We start from the raw sequence: 16,565 nt of genomic DNA, 5'->3' as shown, positions 1-16,565 counted from the left end.
GCCCGCGGCCGTTTCGATGCGGCCGCCGCGGGGAACGGGGTGGGGGACCCGCCCGCCCGAACTGGAGGCCGCCCCGTGCCCGTCGTCGCCCCGCTCCACGAGACATTCCCCGACGTCCGCTCCATCGCCGTGCTGCGCGGCGGCGGGCTCGGCGACCTGATCTTCGCGCTGCCCGCGATGGCGGCGCTCAAGGCCGCGTACCCGGGGGCGCGGATCACGCTGCTCGGCACGCCGCTGCACCGCGCGCTCCTCGCCGGTCGGCCGGGCGGGCCCGACGAGATCGAGGTGCTGCCGGTCGCGCACGGCGTGCGGGACGTGCCCGGCACGGATCCGGACCCGGCGGAGATCGAGGCGTTCGCGGCCCGGATGCGCGCGCGCCGCTTCGACCTCGCCATGCAGGTGCACGGGGGCGGCCGCAACTCCAACCCGTTCCTGCTGCGGCTCGGCGCCCGGCACACCGTGGGCACCGCGACCGACGACGCCGAGCGGCTCGAGCGCGTGATCCCGTACGTCTACTACCAGCACGAGGTGCTGCGCGGGCTCGAGGTCGCGGGGCTCGCGGGGGCGCCCGTCGCCGACCTGGAGCCGGTCGTCGAGGTGACCGACGCCGAGCGGGCGGCCGCGTCCGAGCACGTGACGGGCGCGCCGGGCGGGCTCGTCGTGATCCACCCGGGCGCCACCGACCCGCGCCGCCGGTGGCCCGTCGAGTCGTTCGCGGAGGTCGCGCGCCAGGCCGCCGCGGACGACGCGCAGGTGGTCGTCGTGGGCGACGCGACCGACGCCGCGGACGCCGAGCGCATCGTGGCGCTCGGCCGGGAGGGACTGTCCGCGGAGCAGGCCGGGCGGATCACCTCGCTCGCCGACGCGCTCACCCTCGGCGAGCTCGCCGGCCTCTTCACGCACGCCGACGTGGTGCTCGGCAACGACAGCGGCCCGCGCCACCTCGCGCAGGCCGTCGGCGCGCGCACCGTCGGCGTCTTCTGGTTCGGCAACGTGATCAACGCGGCGGCGTTCGGGCGCACGCGGCACCGGATCCACATCGGCTGGACCACGCGCTGCCCCGTCTGCGGCGTCGACGTGACCCAGGTCGGCTGGACCGCCGAGCGCTGCGCGCACGACCCGTCGCACGTCGCCGGGGTGCGCGTGGAGGACGTGCACGCGGACGTGCAGCAGCTGCGGCGGGCGTCGCTCGGGGAGCGCGTCGGCGCCTGAAGATCGGGCTCCGTCGTCGGCGAGAGGCACCATGGCCGACGTCGCTGAACGCAGGCTCTCGGCGAGCCTTGCGAAGACGGTGCCCTCGACGACACAGGATGCTGCACCTGCCGCCGCAGGGCTATCTCCTGTCTTCGGGAGGTTCTCCTGTCACAGGCGTGCGTCCGGCGCGTTCCAGGGCGTTCATCACGTCAGCATCTGCGAGATCGGCAGCCGCCGCATCATCTGCGCGTCGGTGATCGTCGAACTCCGCGTAGCGCTGGGCCGTCACGCGGGCTGCTGCGTCGGCGGAGACGGTGCCAGGTCCGGTCAGGATGTTGCGCTCGTCGAATAGGAGGAAGCCATCCGTCCGCGCGACCCAATCGCCCATGGACGTCGTCATCCGGCGTCGGGCCCGGTCCTCAGCGAAGTCGAGGAATCTCGTGGTGAGCAAGTTCAACGCGCTCAGCTCGTCCGCGGTGAGGTAGTTCTTCGACGTCGTCACGTCCCCCTTCCGGACACGCTCACCCTTCCAGCTGGTGAGGCCCATGTTCTCCGCTTCGGGGTCAGAGCGCGCGACGACGAGCTCAGCTGCAGTGAGACCAGTCACGGCGAACAGCAGCTTGTTCTGGATGGTCGCGAAGAACTCCTTGGCGGCGGCGTTCCCCGGGGCGTAGTCGACACTGCTCGCCGCGAAGATGTCGCGGATCTTCTGGTAGAAGCGCTTCTCGGACGAACGGATGTCCCGGATGCGTTCGAGGAGCTCGTCGAAGTAGTCGACTCCGGCAGGATCCTTGAGGCGTTCGTCCTGCATCGCGAATCCCTTGACGAGGTATTCGCGCAACACGGTGGTCGCCCACTGTCGGAACTGCACACCCCTGTCTGTCGTGACGCGATAGCCGATGGCGAGGATCATCTCCAAGTCGTAGACGGTCATCTCCCGCCTCACATCACGATTTCCCTCCCGGCGAACAATTAACTCAGAGTTAATTGTTGCCTCGGTGACTTCTCCGTCGTCGAGAATCCGACGGATGATCTGCGCGATGTTGACGACGGATGTCCCGTACAGCTCCGCGAGCTGAGACTGCGTGAGCCACACCGTCCCGTCGACGGCATGGAGCTGCACCTGTGCTCCGCCGGGCTCCGTGTACAGGATGAACCGACCCGTGCCTTCGATCATGCAGTGCTCCATCCCGTGGCCGATCGCCCGCGTGCCGCTCGACTTCGGACGACCCTATTCGAGGCCGGCGACATCCTGTGGGCGCGGCGGCGCGGCGGTGCCGTATCGCGCTGAGGAGCGGGCTGTCGAGCCTCCAGCATGTGCCAGGTGAGGGATGTCAGCCGCACTCCCGGGAGATGAGCTTCCGGCGCTCAGCCCGCCGCGTCCAGCCGCGCCGTCGCGTGCGGCGTCGTCGCGATGGCCGCGTTCCGGAGCGACTCCGTGCCCGCGTCGAGATAGCCGTACGTCTTCTCGTGCGCGGCGAACTCGGCGGCGCGCTGGGCCGGATCGCGGATGGTCGTCCAGGCGCGCGAGTCCGGGTCGTCGTTCCAGGACGAGTGCAGGACAGGGGCGTGCGTGGTGACGGGGAGGAGGCCGCGCGCGGGATCCCCGTCGACGGAGATGACGGTGGCACCGAAGCCGGGCGCGCGCGGATCCTGCCGCGAGAGCCGCCCCCACACGGCCTCGTCGTCGTCCGCAGCCTCGCCCGCGTAGACGTGGCGGGCGTGCAGCTGGCGCGCGTCCTCGATGCCGTCCTCGACGCCGGCCGAGCCGAGCATGACGAAGGAGTCGACGCCGAGGTCGCGGGCGGCGAGGGCGTCGGCGGCCATGGTGGATCCGTACGAGTGCGCGATGACGTTCACGCTCGCGAGGTCGCCGCCGTGCCTCGCTGCCTGCAGGCCGGCGATCTCGCTCGCGAGCAGCGGGGCGCCGCGCTCCGCGTAGTCGCCGAGCGTCGCGTCGACCCCAGGCGGCGGCGTGCGGTAGCCGATCCACGCGACCACGGCGTGCGCGGTCGGAGCGCCGACCGACGCCTGCGCGTCGAACACGTTCTGCGCGGTCTCGGTCCAGAGCTGCATGTCGTCGGTATAGGTGCCCATGCCCGGCACCGTGAAGGTGACCTGGCGGGCCGTGTCGAGGTCGCCGACCGCGATGGCGGCGAGCGGCGGATCCCGGTGGCTCAGCGACACGAGCCAGCGCCGCGGCTCGGCGTGCCCGCCCGCGCGGGCCTCGGGCTTGAGCGCGTCGCGGATCGCCGTGAGGGCGGTGAGCCGGTCGCGCGCGTCGGCGTCGTCGGGGTGGGCGGCGACCGCCTCCCGCTCCGTGCGCAGCTCGGCGCGCAGCTGGCGTCGGTTGGCGGCGTCGCGCGAGGCGTAGTCGACGCCGTCGAGGTTGCCGACGAGCGCGGGCGAGCTCCGGATCAGCGCGCGCTGGTGCTTCCGGTCCTTGGCGGCCCACCACGAGACGACGCGCGCGGGCGACGCATCCATCACCTGCAGCTCGAGGGCCGGGTGCGCCTGGATCATCCGCTGGGCTTGCGCCTGGGTGAGGGCGGCGTAGCGGTCGAGCTGGGCGAAGCCTCCCTCGACGCCGGATCCGGGTGGGGCCGGCAGGATCACGAGGCCGACGAGCACGGCGGCGAGGGCCAGCGCCGTCTCGCGCCGCCGGTGGGCTCGGGTCACCACCGCCTCCTCATCGCGTGCGCCGCCGTCGGGTCGGACGGGCGCAGATCAGATCGTAGGCCGCGCTCTCCTCGTGACGCCCATGCGCCGGCTGGGCGGCGACTGTGCGCCGCCCGGTCGCGCGGGATCAGCCCCGCCGGAGGGCGAGCGCCTCGCGGAGGGCTGTGGCGGAGGCGGCGGAGCTGTCGATGCGCCAGTCCGCCTCCTTCTGGAAGTCGAACCACACGAAGCCGAGCACGTCGGGCTGGGCCTGCAGGTACGCGACGAGGTCCTTGTCCCACGCGGCCTTGGATCCGCCCGTCTCGCTCGAGGCGACCTCGCCGATGATGAGCGGCTTCCCGGGCGCGACGGCGCGCAGCTGCGCGATGCCGGGACCGAAGAGGTCGGCCGGCGCGGTCCAGCGCTGGCCGGCGACGGCGCCCCAGTTGTAGCCGTCGAGCGCGACGACGTCGACCTGGTCGGCACCGGGGTAGAGGGAGGCGAGGTCGGTGGATCCCGGGTACGGCACGTTCGGGCTCCACACCCACTTCACGTTCGTGGCGCCCTGCGCGACCACGAGGTCGTGCACGTGCTTCCACGCTTGGACGTAGGAGCCGGATGCGTTGCCGTTGACGCCGTCCGACCACGGGTACCAGTTGCCGTTCATCTCGTGTCCGTAGCGGAGGTAGACGGTCTTGCCGTACTTCGCGAGGTCGGTGCCCCACGAGCGGATGTACGCGTCCTGGTCGCCCGCGATGATGCGCGCGTTCGTGTACGCGGCCTGGTCGACGCCCGCGCCGCCCTGCCAGGGCTCCCACGTGATGAGGCTGTCGGCACCGCGCGCGGCGACGCTCTGGAGCCCGGCGATGGGCGCCGGGTGCGTGAAGTCGACGTGGCTCATCACGATGGACGGGCTCTCGCCGAGGGTCGCCGACGCGGCGTCGAGCTCGCCGTTCGCCGTGGGGCCGCCGGGGGTCGAGAGGCCGAGGCGCAGGCGGGCGGAGCTGATGGCGGGGGCGGTGGATGCGGCCGGTGCGGTCGAGGAGGTCGCCGGGGCCGGAGCGGCGGAGGACGTGGGCGCGCTCGTGGGAGCGGGGGCCGGCGTCGGGGCCGGCGCGGTCGTGGGTGCCGGAGCGGACGTGCCCAGGCGTGAGGATCCGCTCGACTTCGCCGTCGTGACGGTGAAGGCGGCCCCGGCCGAGCGGGTGCCGGCCGTCGCGGTGATCCGGATGGTGGAGAGCGAGGTGCGGGGGATCGTGACCGCGGCCGTGAACCCGCCCGTGGCGGTGGTCGTGATTCGCTTCGTGGTCGACCCGACCGCGACGACCGCGGCCTTCTTCGCGGCGAAGCCCGTGCCGGTGACCGTCACGGGCGTGCCGACCGGGCCGGAGGCGACGGAGAGCACGATCGCGGCGGGTGCCGAGGGCACGGCCTGCGTCGAGGCGGCGCGGGCGGCGGTCGCCGGTGCGACGAGCACCGTGGCCGTCACGACCGCGGGTGCGACGGCGGTGACGACGGCGCATTTGAGACGGCGGCGAGTGGGCATGGCGGTAGGGTCCTTCCCCCGATGGATGCATGCGAGCGTATGTTCTTCGGTGCGACCCGTCCACCGGATGTCCGCCGAGCGACGGGATCCGATGGCGGGGGTTGAGCGGCTATCAGACGCGACGGGCGGCGAGCGCGTCGCGGAGGGCGGTGGCGGACGACGCGGAGCTGCCGATGCGCCAGTCCGCCTCCTTGTCCATGTCGAACCAGACGAAGGCGACGACGTCCGGCTGGGCCTGCAGGAACGCGACGAGGTCGGTGTCCCACTCGGCCTTGGATCCGCCGACCTCGGACGACGCGGTCTCCGCGATGATGATCGGCTTGCCCGGCGCGACGGCGCGCAGCCGCTCGAGCCCGAAGCCGAACAGGTCGCTCGGCGCGGTCCAGCGCTGGCCCGCGACGGAGCCCCAGTTGTAGCCGTCGAGCCCGACGACGTCGACGTAGCCGGCGCCCGGGTAGAGGCCCGCGAGGGCGGTGGATCCGGTGTACGGCACGTTCGGCGTCCACACCCAGCGGACGTTGGTCGCGCCCTGGGCGACGACGGCGTCGTGCACGTGACGCCAGGCGGCGGCGTAGGAGCCCGGCGCGTTGCCGTTGACCCCGTCGGCCCACGGGTACCAGTCGCCGTTCATCTCGTGCGCGTAGCGGAGGGAGACGGGACCGCCCCACTTCGCCAGGGCGGTGCCCCACTCCCGGATGTAGGCGTCGTGGTCGCCCGCGGCGATGCTCGCGTTCGTGAACGCGGGCTGGTCCACGCCCGCTCCGGCCTTCCACGGCTCCCAGGTGAGGAGGCTCTCGGCGCCGCGGGCGCGGACCTGGTCGAGGGCCTGGATGGGTGGCGCCTGCGTGAAGTCGGCGTAGGAGAGCACGATGCTCGGGGCCTCGCCGACCTGCTGGGCGACGGCGTCGAGCTCGCCGCCGGCGGTGGGACCGCCGGGGGTCGCGACGCCGAATCGGAGCCGGGCGTCGGAGACGGTCGGAGCGGCGCTCGCGACGGTGGGGGCCTGGCCGGTGGCGGCGGTGGCCGGGGATGCTGCGGTGAGGATCCCGGCGGTGAGGGCGAGACCCAGGATGAGGGTGGTGGCGGTGCGGATGGTGCGGGGGTGGTGCGTCATTTTGTCCAGTTTTCTGCGGATGTCCGCTCCCTGGAAGCTATCCCGCGCTTCCCTGGGATCCCCGGCCGATGTCCGTCCACGGCCGGACGGTCAGGTGATGGGCGGGTGGGGGTCGACGCGACGCTCGGGGCGTCGGTGCCTGTCTCCGTGGGAATGTGGACGCACCCGACCCGAGGAGCGCGCATGGCCATGTACCCGTACGAGTCGCAGTGGGGCGACCTCGCCTGCAACGCGGCGGTCGTCGAGCGCGGTGAGAGCCCGACCGGGTTCTTCGACTGGCGGGTGGAGGGGTATCCGTCGGCGGAGGAGTACGAGTTCTGGTCGCGGCACGTGTGCGGGCTCGCGGGGCTGCGGTCGGTGCTGCGCGCGTGGATCCCGGCGGCCGGCGACCTCGGCATGCACGAGCTGATCACGCGGGCCGTCGCCCGCGGAGCCCTCACCCGCGACGGCGACGAGGTCGGCGGCCTGTACTACCGGCCGTTCACGGAGTGGGTGCGCGACGACTTCGTGATCGAGGCGGTCGTGCATCCGCGGATCCCCGTGCCCGAGCTGCTCGCCGAGGTGGGCGAGGGGCGGGTGGTGCTCGCGTCGGTGTCGTCGGAGATCCGCTACCCGGAGCGGCCGGCGACGAGGCGCGGCGGGCACCTCGTGCTGGTCCACGCGTTCGACGGGGAGACGGCGACGTTCCACAATCCGTCGGGCGTCGGATCCACGGCGGCGGATGCCCGGCTCGGGGTGGCGGAGTTCGCGCGGTTCTCAGGCTTGCGCGGCGTGACGCTGGTGCGGCCGGGCTGAGGCGGGGGCGCAAGGCCCTTCCGCGGGGGTGGGGTCGCGGATAGCGTCGGGGGATCGACGGGCGCAGTGCGTGCCCGGATCAGGGGGATCCGATGAGCGACCAGCAGACCGTCCGCCGCCCGAGCGTCGCCGGGCCCGTTCCGACCAGGCCGCCGTACGACGCGCGGCTGGCCACCGTCCTGCTCGTGGTCGAGTGGGTGCTCGGCTTCGCGGGGCTCGTCGCCATGGTGCTCGTGAGCTGGCTGCCGGATCGCTGCGGGGTCTCGGGCGCCTGCGACATCGCCCTCGAGACGGACGCCTCGCGACTCTGGGTCGTCGGGACCATCGCGGTGCTCGTGCTGTCGACCGTCGCCACCGTCGTCTGCCGCACCCGACGCGTGCCGGCCGCGTGGGCGCCGGTCGCGGGCATCGCGCTCATCCTCGCGATCAACGTCGCGGTGCAGATCATGACCGGCATCGCTCTGCGCTGACCCTCGAGAGCACACGAGCCCGGCCCCGCGTGATGCTGGGCCGGGCTATTGCTTTCGATCGAGGGCGTGCGTCGGTGAAGGTCTCCGCGCGACGTCGCGTCCACGTGGTCACTTCGCGCGCCCCGGGCGTCAGTCGATATCAGGATCACGAGGCAAATGCAATGATCTCTAATTCTGTTAGCAGAGAAATTCGATTGGCCGATAGCTTTGCCTCGGAGGCCGCTTCTCCAAGGGGGAGATTGCGGCTACGCACTGCTGGCCTGTCGATGAACGAGGCGAACCAGAATGCTTGTGCTGCAATCAAGGTCAAAGAGGCATCGGGGTTTGTGTCAGATTCTGGTAGTACTGATGCGTGGTAACTGGGTGCGGCGCCTGAGGGTCGACCGGGGGCGTCCTTGCCTAGCGATAAGTTATTTTGCTGATCGGAGGCAGCGGTGTCCACGGTGTGTGGTTTGAATCAATATTTTTACGAGGAGGGGTGGGTGCGTGGTCTTTTCAATTAGCATCGCGAGGCGGCCTGCGCGGAGACTTGCGGGTCTACTCTTGATTGCCAGTGTCGTAGGGGCTCTGGCACTGTCGGGAGCCTCTCCCGCGATCGCCAGCGAGTCGGACCAGCGATGCGGCGTGTCCACTTTGATTGCAGTTCGTGGTTCGTACGACGGTCAAGCCGGCAGCGGGACAGGGGCGACGCCGTATGTATATGCTCACGGCACGGGAGGACAAGGTGACATGATGGCAGGATTGATAACTGCGTTCGCCGTCGAGCAGAACATTCCCGTATATATCGAGGCGCTCAGGTATCCAGCGGTCATCTATCCCGATCTGACCAATGATGGGTACATCGAGAGCGAGAGGGATGGCGTCATCGCCCTCCGCGGCGAGATAAACTCGTTGGCTACCGACTGTCCTGACACGACCATACAGTTGGCTGGATACTCGCAAGGCGCCCATATAATCGGTGACGTGTTGTCTGATCGCACTCAACTTTCCGTCGTTGCAAGGCAAAATCTTGACGGCGTCGTTCTCTTCGGAGATCCGGCCTACAGGGCTGGGGAACCGTGGGATGACTCGGCGAACGGGGACGGCAACGGGCGCTTCGCAAGAGGAAAAGGTGAACTGAACGCCTGGGACAGGACTTCCACGACGAGCGCCACGCCAGTGACGATGATCCATTCCTGGTGCGTCCCCGACGACTTGTTCTGTCAGTCGGGGACCTCGGCAACCGCCCATCAGTCGTACGGGAACGCCTCGACGCAACTGGATGCCTTTGAGTTCCTTCGCAGCTTCTTGACCACTGCGGATTAGCGCTGGAGCTCCGAGGCTCACGCGGCGAGGGCCAAGGTCACGACGGCCTATAGAACCGGAACGAAGGATTTATCAATGATGGCATCCAACGATGCAAAGGCGCGCGCGCGGCCGTACGGGTCGACTGTTCTGCTGCTCGTCGCGGAACTCGTTGTTGCAACAATTGCCTACATCAACAACATCGCTTTCAGCGGACTGCTCGGTGTCTGTGGGTACAACGATCCGGATTGTGATTACGGGCTAGCGGACTTCGGATACAGGTTCGGTGCATTAGGCATTGCCTCGGTTGCCGTGCTCAGCACAGTGGTGACGGTCTTTTTCATCGCTCGACGGCAGCCCAGTCGGCGGATCCCGATCGCGGGGATGATCCTCACCATCGGTGTCGCCGTCGCCGCGCTTGTGATGACGGGCGTGTCCATCGGTTGAGCGACGAGACGAGCCCGGCCCCGCGCGATGCGGGGGCGGGCTCGTCTCATGCGCGCAGGGCGCAGGGTGCGCGGATCAGCCGCGACTCACGGCCAGCTGTCCTCCAGCTCGTGGGTGATGACGAGCTCGCGGATCTCGCAGCCGCGGGGCTGGCCGAGGATGAACATCACCGAGTCGGCGACGGCGGCCGGGTCGTTGAGGTTCGCGTCGGAGCCGGGCTTGTACTTCGGGTCGCGGTCGTCGAAGAAGTGCGTCTTCATGCCGGAGGGGATCAGCGTGGTGACGCCGACCTCGCCCTTCGTCTCGGCGGCGAGTGCGCGCGTGAAGCCGAGCACGCCGAACTTGGAGGCGCAGTAGGCGGTCGCGTCGGAGACGGCCTTGATGGCGAGCGACGACGCGACGGTGACGACGCGGCCGTGCGACTCGGTGAGGAACGGCAGCGCCGCGCGGACGACGGCTACCGTGCCCATGAGGTTCACGCCGATGACCTTCTCCCACTCGGTGGGGGCGACGTCGACGAGGCGGCCGCAGCGGTCGATGCCCGCGGCGGTGACGACGGCATCCAGCCCGCCGTGCGCCTGCGCGATCTCGGCGACGAGCGCCTCGGTGGCGCGGGTGTCGGAGACGTCGATGCGGTGGGCCTCCATGCCGGTGACGCTCGAGGTGTCGAGGTCGAGCACGATGGGCTCGCCGCCGGCCGCGAGGACCGCCTGCGCGACCGCGGCGCCGAGCCCGGACGCGCCTCCGGTGATGAGGACGCGGCCGGTGCTGGGGCGGGGGGAGTCGGTCATGGGTGTTCCTTCCGTGGTGCGGATCGCGCCTGGTGGGCGCGGTGGTTCAGGGGAGTGGTGCGGATCGGGGGCTCAGCCGACGCGCGCGAGGGCGCCGGCGAGCTTCGTGGTGGAGCGGCCTGGGTGGTACGGGACGGTCACGGCCTGGCCGCCCCACTCGGCGATGACCGCCGACTCGGGGAGGTCCTCGGCGCGGTAGTCGCCGCCCTTGACCCAGAGGTCGGGCTTGATGGAGCGGAGCGCCTCCTCGGGGGTGTCCTCCGAGAAGAGCACCACCGCATCCACGACGCCGAGCGACATCAGCAGGTCGACGCGGTCCTCCTCGGTCATGATCGGCCGCTCGGGTCCCTTGAGGCGGCGCACCGAGTCGTCCGAGTTGAGGAGCACGACCAGGCAGTCGCCGAGCGCGCGGGCCGCGGCGAGGGTGCGGGCGTGGCCGGCGTGCACGAGGTCGAAGCAGCCGCCGGTCGCGACGACGGTGCCGCCGGAGGCGCGGGTCGCGCGCACCACCTGGAGGGCGCTCGCCGCGTGGCCGCCGATGGGGCGCGCGGCTGGCGGGCCCACGAGGGTCGCGACGCCGCCCGCGTCCACGTACTCGGCGGCCGAGGCGACGGCGTCGCGCACGGCGTCCTCGACGGGGGATCCCGCGGCCAGCGCGGCGAGGGCCGTGGCAGCGAGCCGGTCTCCCGCGCCGCACGGATCGCCCGTCGCGACGAGCGGGGCGGGGACGACGACGGGCATGGATCCGCCGGCCGAGCCCTCCGAGCCCGAGCCCGAGCCCGACACGGGCGCCGACACGAGCAGGGCGCCGCGCTCGCTCATGGTGACGGAGACCGTGCGGACGCCCCACCGCTCGAGCAGGAGACGGGCGGCGTCAGCGGCCGCGGCGACGTCACGCCCGGCGACGCCGGAGAACGCGCGTGCCTCGGCGAGGTTCGGGGTGGCGAGCGCCGTGTTCGGGACGGGCGGCTCGCCCGCGGGGTGCGGATCCCACACGAGCGGCACCACGGCGGCGCGCGCGTCGAGGGCGGCGCGGAGGCGCGGATCGCGCGTGACGCCGCGGCCGTAGTCGGCGACCACGATGGCGTCGGCCGTGGCGATCGCGTCGAGCATCTCGTCGGTCGCGGCGGGGGTGGGCGGCGGCGCGCAGCCCTCGTCGATGCGGGCGATGGCGTGGCCGTCGGCGCGGACGCGGGTCTTCACGGGCGTGGGCGCGCCGGACGGGCCGGCGACCACCTCGATCCGCTGCAGGCACTCGCGGAGGGTCGCGGAGTGGCGGTCGTCGGAGAGCACGGTGACGAGGCGCACGTCGTGGCCGTCGCGCGCGAGCATCGTGGCGACGAGGCCGGCGCCGCCCGCGCGGGGCAGCGACTCCTCGACCTCGATCACCGGCACGGGCGCGTCGGGGCTGAGGCGGTGGGCGGCGCCGGTCATGTCGACGTCGAGGAGCACGTCGCCGACCACGACGAACCTCATGCGGGCACCTCGGCGGGCTCGGCCGTGGTGGACGCGGGCGCGACCGTCGCGGGGATCGACGCGGACGCGGCCCCCGACACCGGAGCAGGGGCGGCCGACGCGCGCGCCGCCGCCCGGTCGTTCGCCTGCAGGCGGCTCTCGAACGAGCGGCAGATCGCGTGCACGGCGACGAGCTGCGCCTCCTGCACGTTGGCCGACGGCCCGTCGAGCGCTATGTGCTCGTCGCACGCCTCCACCAGCGGGTTCGGTCCCGGTCCCGTCATCGCCCAGGTCGTCGCCCCGGCGGCGCGCGCGGCGGCCGCGGCCCGGAGCAGGTTCTGGCTGCGCCCGCTCGTGGAGAGCAGAACCACGATGTCGCCGGATCTCGCGTGCGCGTGCACCTGCCGGGCGAACACCTCGTCGAAGCCGTAGTCGTTGCCGATGGCCGTGACCGCGGACGACTCGGAGTGCAGCGCGATGGCCGAGAACGGGCGGCGATCGCCGTCGAACCGGCCCACCAGCTCGCTCGTGAGGTGCTGGGCCTCGGCCGCGGATCCGCCGTTGCCCGCCGCGAGCAGGCGCGCGCCGTGGCTCATGCGGTCGGCCATCTCGCGGCCCCACGCGGTGAGGCGCGGCGCGTGCGTGCGGAGGTCGGCGAGCACCGGGGCGAGCGCGTCGAGGTGGGCGTCGACCACGGTCGGGTCGGCGGGGAGCGCGTCGGGTGCGGCCGCCTGGATCGCGGCGCGGTAGGCGTCGGCGGTGCGCGCGGCGACGGTCGACCACGCGTAGCCGTGCTCCATGCGGTCGCGGCCGGCGCGGCCGAGGCGTCGGCGGCGCGCGGGATCCGCGAGGAGCTCCCCGAGGGCGTCCGCGATGGCGGCGGGGTCGCGCGGCGGCACGAGGATCCCCGTCACGCCGTCGACCACGCTGTCGGTGAGGCCGCCGACGGCCGACGCGACCACGGGCACGCCGGAGGCCATCGCCTCGAGCGGCACGATGCCGAACGGCTCGTACCAGGGCGCGCACACCACGACGTCCGCGGTGCGCATCACGGCGGGCATGTCGGCCTGGGAGACACGGCCGTGGAGGCGCACGCGGTCGGCGACCCCGGCGGCGCGCGCGGCGTCCATCAGGCGGCGGGCCTCGGCGTCCTCGCCCGCGTCGGCGGCGTCGCCGGATCCGCCGACGATGACCAGCTCGACGTCGCGGCGGCCGCGGCGGGCGAGGATCCCGAGGGCCTCGATCGCGAGGTCGACGCCCTTGCGCGGCACCAGGCGGCCGACGACCATGACGCGCATCGGGTGCGTCGGGTCGGCGTCCGCGGCGTCGTCGTACGCCCGCGGCGTGAAGTGCCCGATGTCGACGCCGCACGGGATCACGGTGATGCGGGCCGCGTCGACGCCCGCGCGCACGAGCTCCGCGGCCTCGTCGGAGCAGGTCGCGATGACCGCATCGGCACGGCGGCCGACGCCCGGCTCGAGCTCGGCGCGCGCGGCGGGGCTCGTGTCCTCGGCGCCGAGGTGGCGGCGCTTCACGGATCCGAGCGCGTGGAAGGTGTGCAGCACGGGCGGGGCCGCGGCGGCGCCGACCGGGGAGGACGCGAGCCGCGCGGCAGCGTCGAGCGCGGCGACCCCGGACATCCAGAAGTGGCTGTGCACCACGTCGGGTCGGGCGGTGCGCCAGTCGGCGAGGAGGCCGTCGGCGAGCTCGCCCATGTGCGGAAGCAGCTCGTCCTTGGGGACCGCGCGGGCGGGTCCGGCGTCGAGGTGCACGACCTCCACGCCGGGCGCGAACGCGACGCGGGCGGGCAGCGCCGCGTCGTCCCGGCGCGTGTAGACGGTGACGGTGTGGCCCTCCTCCGCGAGCGCGGCCGACAGCGCGGCCACGTGCACGTTCTGGCCGCCGGCGTCCACGCCGCCGAGCGTCGCCAGCGGGCTGGCGTGCTCCGAGATCATCGCGATCCTCATCGTGTCGTCCTCTCGTCGAGCGGGTGGTGCGGGGAGTGCGTGGGGGCGGATGCGGCGGGCGCGCGCCGGGCGCGACGGCCAGCGGTCGCGTCCACGGCGTCGTGCAGCACGGCGTCCATGTCGCGCAGGAACCGGCCGAGCGAGTAGCGGGCGAGCGCGGCCTCGCGGGCGACGCGGCCGCGGCGGGCGGCCTCGTCGGCATCCGCGAGGAGCAGCCGGGCCACGCGCACGAGGTCGGCCGGGCCGGACGAGATCGCGCCCGCGTCCGGCGGCACCGCGCGCGACGCCTCGGTCGCGTCGAGCACGAGCACGGGCATCCCCATGTGCATGGCCTCGAGCAGGGACAGCCCGAGCGAGGTCCAGCGGTGCGGGTGGACGTAGGCGCGCAGGCGCGCGAGCTCGGGGTGCATGCGGGCCGTGGGCAGGTCGCCGCGCGGGACGATGCGCTCGCCGAGGTCCGGGAACGCACCCGGGAGCAGATCCGTCCCCATGCCGAACACCTCGACGGGCGCGACCGCCGCGAACGCTGGAAGGAGGTCGGTGCCGGTGATGCGGCCGCGGCGCACGGGCTCGTTGATCACCGCGCCGAACGACGCGACCTCGCCCGTGTAGAGCGCGCCGGGGTCGGGCACGCCGTGCTCGACGACCGTCGTGGGCGCGACGCCGGTGTCCCACATGAGCGCGTTGAAGCGCGTGACGTGGATCACCGGGATGTCGTCGCGGCCGGCCAGCGCGTGCACGGTCTCGGTCGGGGCGCCGCGCGGGGTGTTGTGCTCGAGGAAGACGGCGGGCACGTCGGATCCGAGGCGGCGGCCGAGCAGGCGCTCCGCCTCCTCGATCTCCGCGACGCGCTGGAGCAGGACGAGGTCGACGTCGGCGTCGTGCAGGGACGACGGATCCACCTCGCGCGCGCTCACGGGCCAGGCGCGGCCGCCACGGCCGAGGCCCCACGCGTCGCGCGCGGGCGTGGTGGGGAACAGGATCTCGTGGGTTCCGAGGACGAACGAGTCGGTCCAGCCGCCGTGGACGTGCCACATCAGGATCCTCATGCGGGCACCTCCGTGCGGCTCGTCGCCATGAGCCGCTCGACCGCGTCGGCGACCTCGGCGGGCGAGACGCCGGCGAGGCACGGGTGGCCGGGGATCGGGCAGTCGCGCGCGCGGCTCAGCTTGCAGGCCGCGTCCTGGTCGCCGAGCAGGATCACGGGCACGCGGTACGGCGCCCAGCGGATCGGCGGCACGACGGGCGAGAACAGGCTGACGACGGGGAGGCCCACCGCCGCGGCGAGGTGCGCCGGGCCGGTGTTGCCGCTCACGAGCACGGCCGCGCGGCGCATGAGCGCGCCCAGCCCGGCGAGGTCGGTGCGGCCGCCGAGGTCGAGGGCGGCGGATCCGGCGACGTGCGCCGTGAGGCCCCGCTCGTCGGGGCCGCCGGTGACGACCACGGGGATCCCGCGCTCCACGAGGAGCGCCACGGCGTCACGGTGCTGGTCGGCGGGATACGAGCGCGCGCCCACGGCGGCGCCCGGGTGCACGAGCGCGAACGGGCCGTCGGGGAGGAGCGCCGCGACGTCGGCGGGCAGCGACGCGTCGAGGACGGCGAGGCGCCCGTCGTCGTCGGCGGGCAGCGCGTGCCCGGCCGCGGCGGCGATCGCGAGGGCGCGCTCGGGCTCGGGCTGGTCCTCGTCGAGGTCCTCGCCGGGCTTGAGGCGCACGTCGAGGAGGGAGCCGGCGTAGTCGACGCTGGCGCCCGTGATCCGGCCGACGCCCGCGAGCCGCAGCAGCAGCGCGAGCGGCAGGGGCGACTGGTGGAAGGAGGTGAGGATGACGGCCTCGTCCGCGTCGACCTCGGCGAGGATCGCGTGCAGCGCGTCGACCGACGCGGCATCTGCGGCGGGCGCGGGGGAGGAGATCCAGGGCGCGTCCCACACGTGCACCGCGTGGACGCCGGGCAGCAGCCGGCCGGCCGACGCGCCGCGCGGACCGCAGAGCAGGTGCACCTCGACGCGCGGGTCGGCGGCGACGGCGCGCACCGCGGGCCCGGAGATGAGCACGTCGCCCACGGAGTCGAGCCGCACGACGAGCACGCGGCGGGGCGCGGGGTCGTGGATGAGGAGGTGCACGGCGTCGAGGATCGTCGGGGCCACCAGCTCCGCCTCGGCCACCTCCTCCTCGCGCGTCACGGGTGTGGGCACGAGCACGCCGCGCGCGCCCGCGGTCCGGGCGGCGCCCATGTCGGCCGCGATGTCGCCGACGACCGCGACGCGCGACGGATCCACGCCCCACGCCCGGCAGGCCTCGAGCACCATGCCCGGCTGCGGCTTCCGGCAGTCGCAGCCGTCCTCGGATCCGTGCGGGCACAGCAGCACGAGGTCGAACGCGCCGAGCAGCTCCTGCACGCGCGCGTTGACGGCGTCGGCCTGCGCGCGCGTGATGAGGCCGCGCGCGATGCCGGACTGGTTGGTCACCATCCCGACGCGCAGGCCCGCGGCCCGCACGGCGTCGACGGCCTCGCGGGCGCCGGGCATGAGCGTGACGAGGGCGGGATCCCCGTTGTACGGCACGTCGACGACGAGCGTCCCGTCCCGGTCGAACAGGACGGCCTCGAGGTCGATCCCGGGCGAGCGCATGATCGGCCCGTACCCGACTGCTCCTCCGGCCAAACCCCGCCCGGAGCACTTCTCCTCGGGGCGTCACGCTCGTCCGGTGCCGGGAGGAGCAGCGCCCCCGCGCGGGGAGCAGCAGCGCCCTGCGAGCGACGCTCCTCCATCGTCCCCGCTTGTAGTCATGGCACGTCGCTTCGACTCAACTGTGCAGGCAGCGCGCGGTTGGCAGTCTTTGCGAC

Annotated in this window: 14 protein-coding genes and 1 pseudogene; 5 read left to right on the top strand and 10 right to left on the bottom strand. The window is 73.0% G+C overall.

What is annotated here, in order from left to right:
* The first annotated feature begins 75 nt into the window (after positions 1-75).
* The gene (locus K0V08_RS09405) at positions 76-1,212 is read left to right on the top strand and encodes a glycosyltransferase family 9 protein (protein WP_079534147.1); all 1,137 of its coding nucleotides are present in this window, start codon (positions 76-78) and stop codon (positions 1,210-1,212) included.
* Between the two features lie 121 nt (positions 1,213-1,333).
* On the opposite strand, the gene rhuM is transcribed toward K0V08_RS09405, so the two are convergent.
* From rhuM to K0V08_RS09385, 4 genes are all read right to left on the bottom strand, one after another.
* On the bottom strand, positions 1,334-2,371 hold the full coding sequence (gene rhuM, locus K0V08_RS09400; protein WP_012039383.1) for a RhuM family protein: 1,038 nt from the start codon (positions 2,369-2,371) through the stop codon (positions 1,334-1,336).
* Between the two features lie 191 nt (positions 2,372-2,562).
* Positions 2,563-3,873: an alpha/beta hydrolase gene (locus tag K0V08_RS09395; RefSeq protein WP_079534159.1), complete on the bottom strand. Its 1,311-nt coding sequence runs from the start codon at positions 3,871-3,873 to the stop codon at positions 2,563-2,565.
* A gap of 127 nt (positions 3,874-4,000) precedes the next feature.
* Entirely contained in the window at positions 4,001-5,398 is a 1,398-nt protein-coding gene (locus K0V08_RS09390; RefSeq protein ID WP_079534161.1) for a glycoside hydrolase family 26 protein, read from the bottom strand.
* Positions 5,399-5,510: 112 nt separating this feature from the next.
* Positions 5,511-6,512 carry a glycoside hydrolase family 26 protein gene (locus K0V08_RS09385; protein WP_012039380.1) on the bottom strand — a complete coding sequence of 334 codons (1,002 nt, stop codon included), beginning with the start codon at positions 6,510-6,512 and terminating at the stop codon, positions 5,511-5,513.
* Between the two features lie 183 nt (positions 6,513-6,695).
* Between K0V08_RS09385 and K0V08_RS09380 the strand changes: the two genes are divergently transcribed.
* From K0V08_RS09380 to K0V08_RS09365, 4 genes are all read left to right on the top strand, one after another.
* Positions 6,696-7,307 carry a hypothetical protein gene (locus K0V08_RS09380; RefSeq protein ID WP_012039379.1) on the top strand — a complete coding sequence of 204 codons (612 nt, stop codon included), beginning with the start codon at positions 6,696-6,698 and terminating at the stop codon, positions 7,305-7,307.
* Between the two features lie 92 nt (positions 7,308-7,399).
* On the top strand, positions 7,400-7,777 hold the full coding sequence (locus K0V08_RS09375; protein WP_079534162.1) for a hypothetical protein: 378 nt from the start codon (positions 7,400-7,402) through the stop codon (positions 7,775-7,777).
* Between the two features lie 729 nt (positions 7,778-8,506).
* The gene (locus K0V08_RS09370) at positions 8,507-9,082 is read left to right on the top strand and encodes a cutinase family protein (RefSeq protein ID WP_079534164.1); all 576 of its coding nucleotides are present in this window, start codon (positions 8,507-8,509) and stop codon (positions 9,080-9,082) included.
* Between the two features lie 75 nt (positions 9,083-9,157).
* Positions 9,158-9,508 carry a hypothetical protein gene (locus K0V08_RS09365; RefSeq protein WP_043561096.1) on the top strand — a complete coding sequence of 117 codons (351 nt, stop codon included), beginning with the start codon at positions 9,158-9,160 and terminating at the stop codon, positions 9,506-9,508.
* 86 nt (positions 9,509-9,594) lie between these two features.
* Here the strand turns inward: K0V08_RS09365 and K0V08_RS09360 are convergent, their stop codons facing one another.
* From K0V08_RS09360 to K0V08_RS09330, 6 genes and pseudogenes are all read right to left on the bottom strand, one after another.
* Positions 9,595-10,299, bottom strand: coding sequence for an SDR family oxidoreductase (locus K0V08_RS09360; protein WP_012039376.1), 705 nt, complete (start codon positions 10,297-10,299; stop codon positions 9,595-9,597).
* 72 nt (positions 10,300-10,371) lie between these two features.
* Complete coding sequence (locus K0V08_RS09355; protein WP_079534166.1) at positions 10,372-11,775, bottom strand: PfkB family carbohydrate kinase; 1,404 nt, start codon at positions 11,773-11,775, stop codon at positions 10,372-10,374.
* Positions 11,772-13,721, bottom strand: a complete 1,950-nt coding sequence (locus K0V08_RS16125; RefSeq protein WP_079534167.1) for a glycosyltransferase — start codon at positions 13,719-13,721, stop codon at positions 11,772-11,774. The genes K0V08_RS09355 and K0V08_RS16125 overlap by 4 nt, the downstream gene beginning before the upstream one ends.
* Positions 13,718-14,770: a glycosyltransferase gene (locus K0V08_RS09340; protein WP_079534169.1), complete on the bottom strand. Its 1,053-nt coding sequence runs from the start codon at positions 14,768-14,770 to the stop codon at positions 13,718-13,720. Before K0V08_RS09340 ends, K0V08_RS16125 begins: the two co-directional genes overlap by 4 nt.
* The gene (locus tag K0V08_RS09335) at positions 14,767-15,831 is read right to left on the bottom strand and encodes a glycosyltransferase family 9 protein (RefSeq protein WP_231689104.1); all 1,065 of its coding nucleotides are present in this window, start codon (positions 15,829-15,831) and stop codon (positions 14,767-14,769) included. Before K0V08_RS09335 ends, K0V08_RS09340 begins: the two co-directional genes overlap by 4 nt.
* A 78-nt stretch (positions 15,832-15,909) precedes the next feature.
* Positions 15,910-16,350 (bottom strand): annotated as a pseudogene (locus K0V08_RS09330) (D-glycero-alpha-D-manno-heptose-1,7-bisphosphate 7-phosphatase); the annotation flags it as partial.
* Positions 16,351-16,565 lie beyond the last annotated feature (215 nt).

The sequence above is a fragment of the Clavibacter michiganensis genome (assembly GCF_021216655.1).
Lineage (GTDB): Bacteria > Actinomycetota > Actinomycetes > Actinomycetales > Microbacteriaceae > Clavibacter > Clavibacter michiganensis.
The sequence above is the reverse complement of the archived record's forward strand: the minus strand, read 5'-3'. Positions and strand labels throughout refer to the sequence as shown.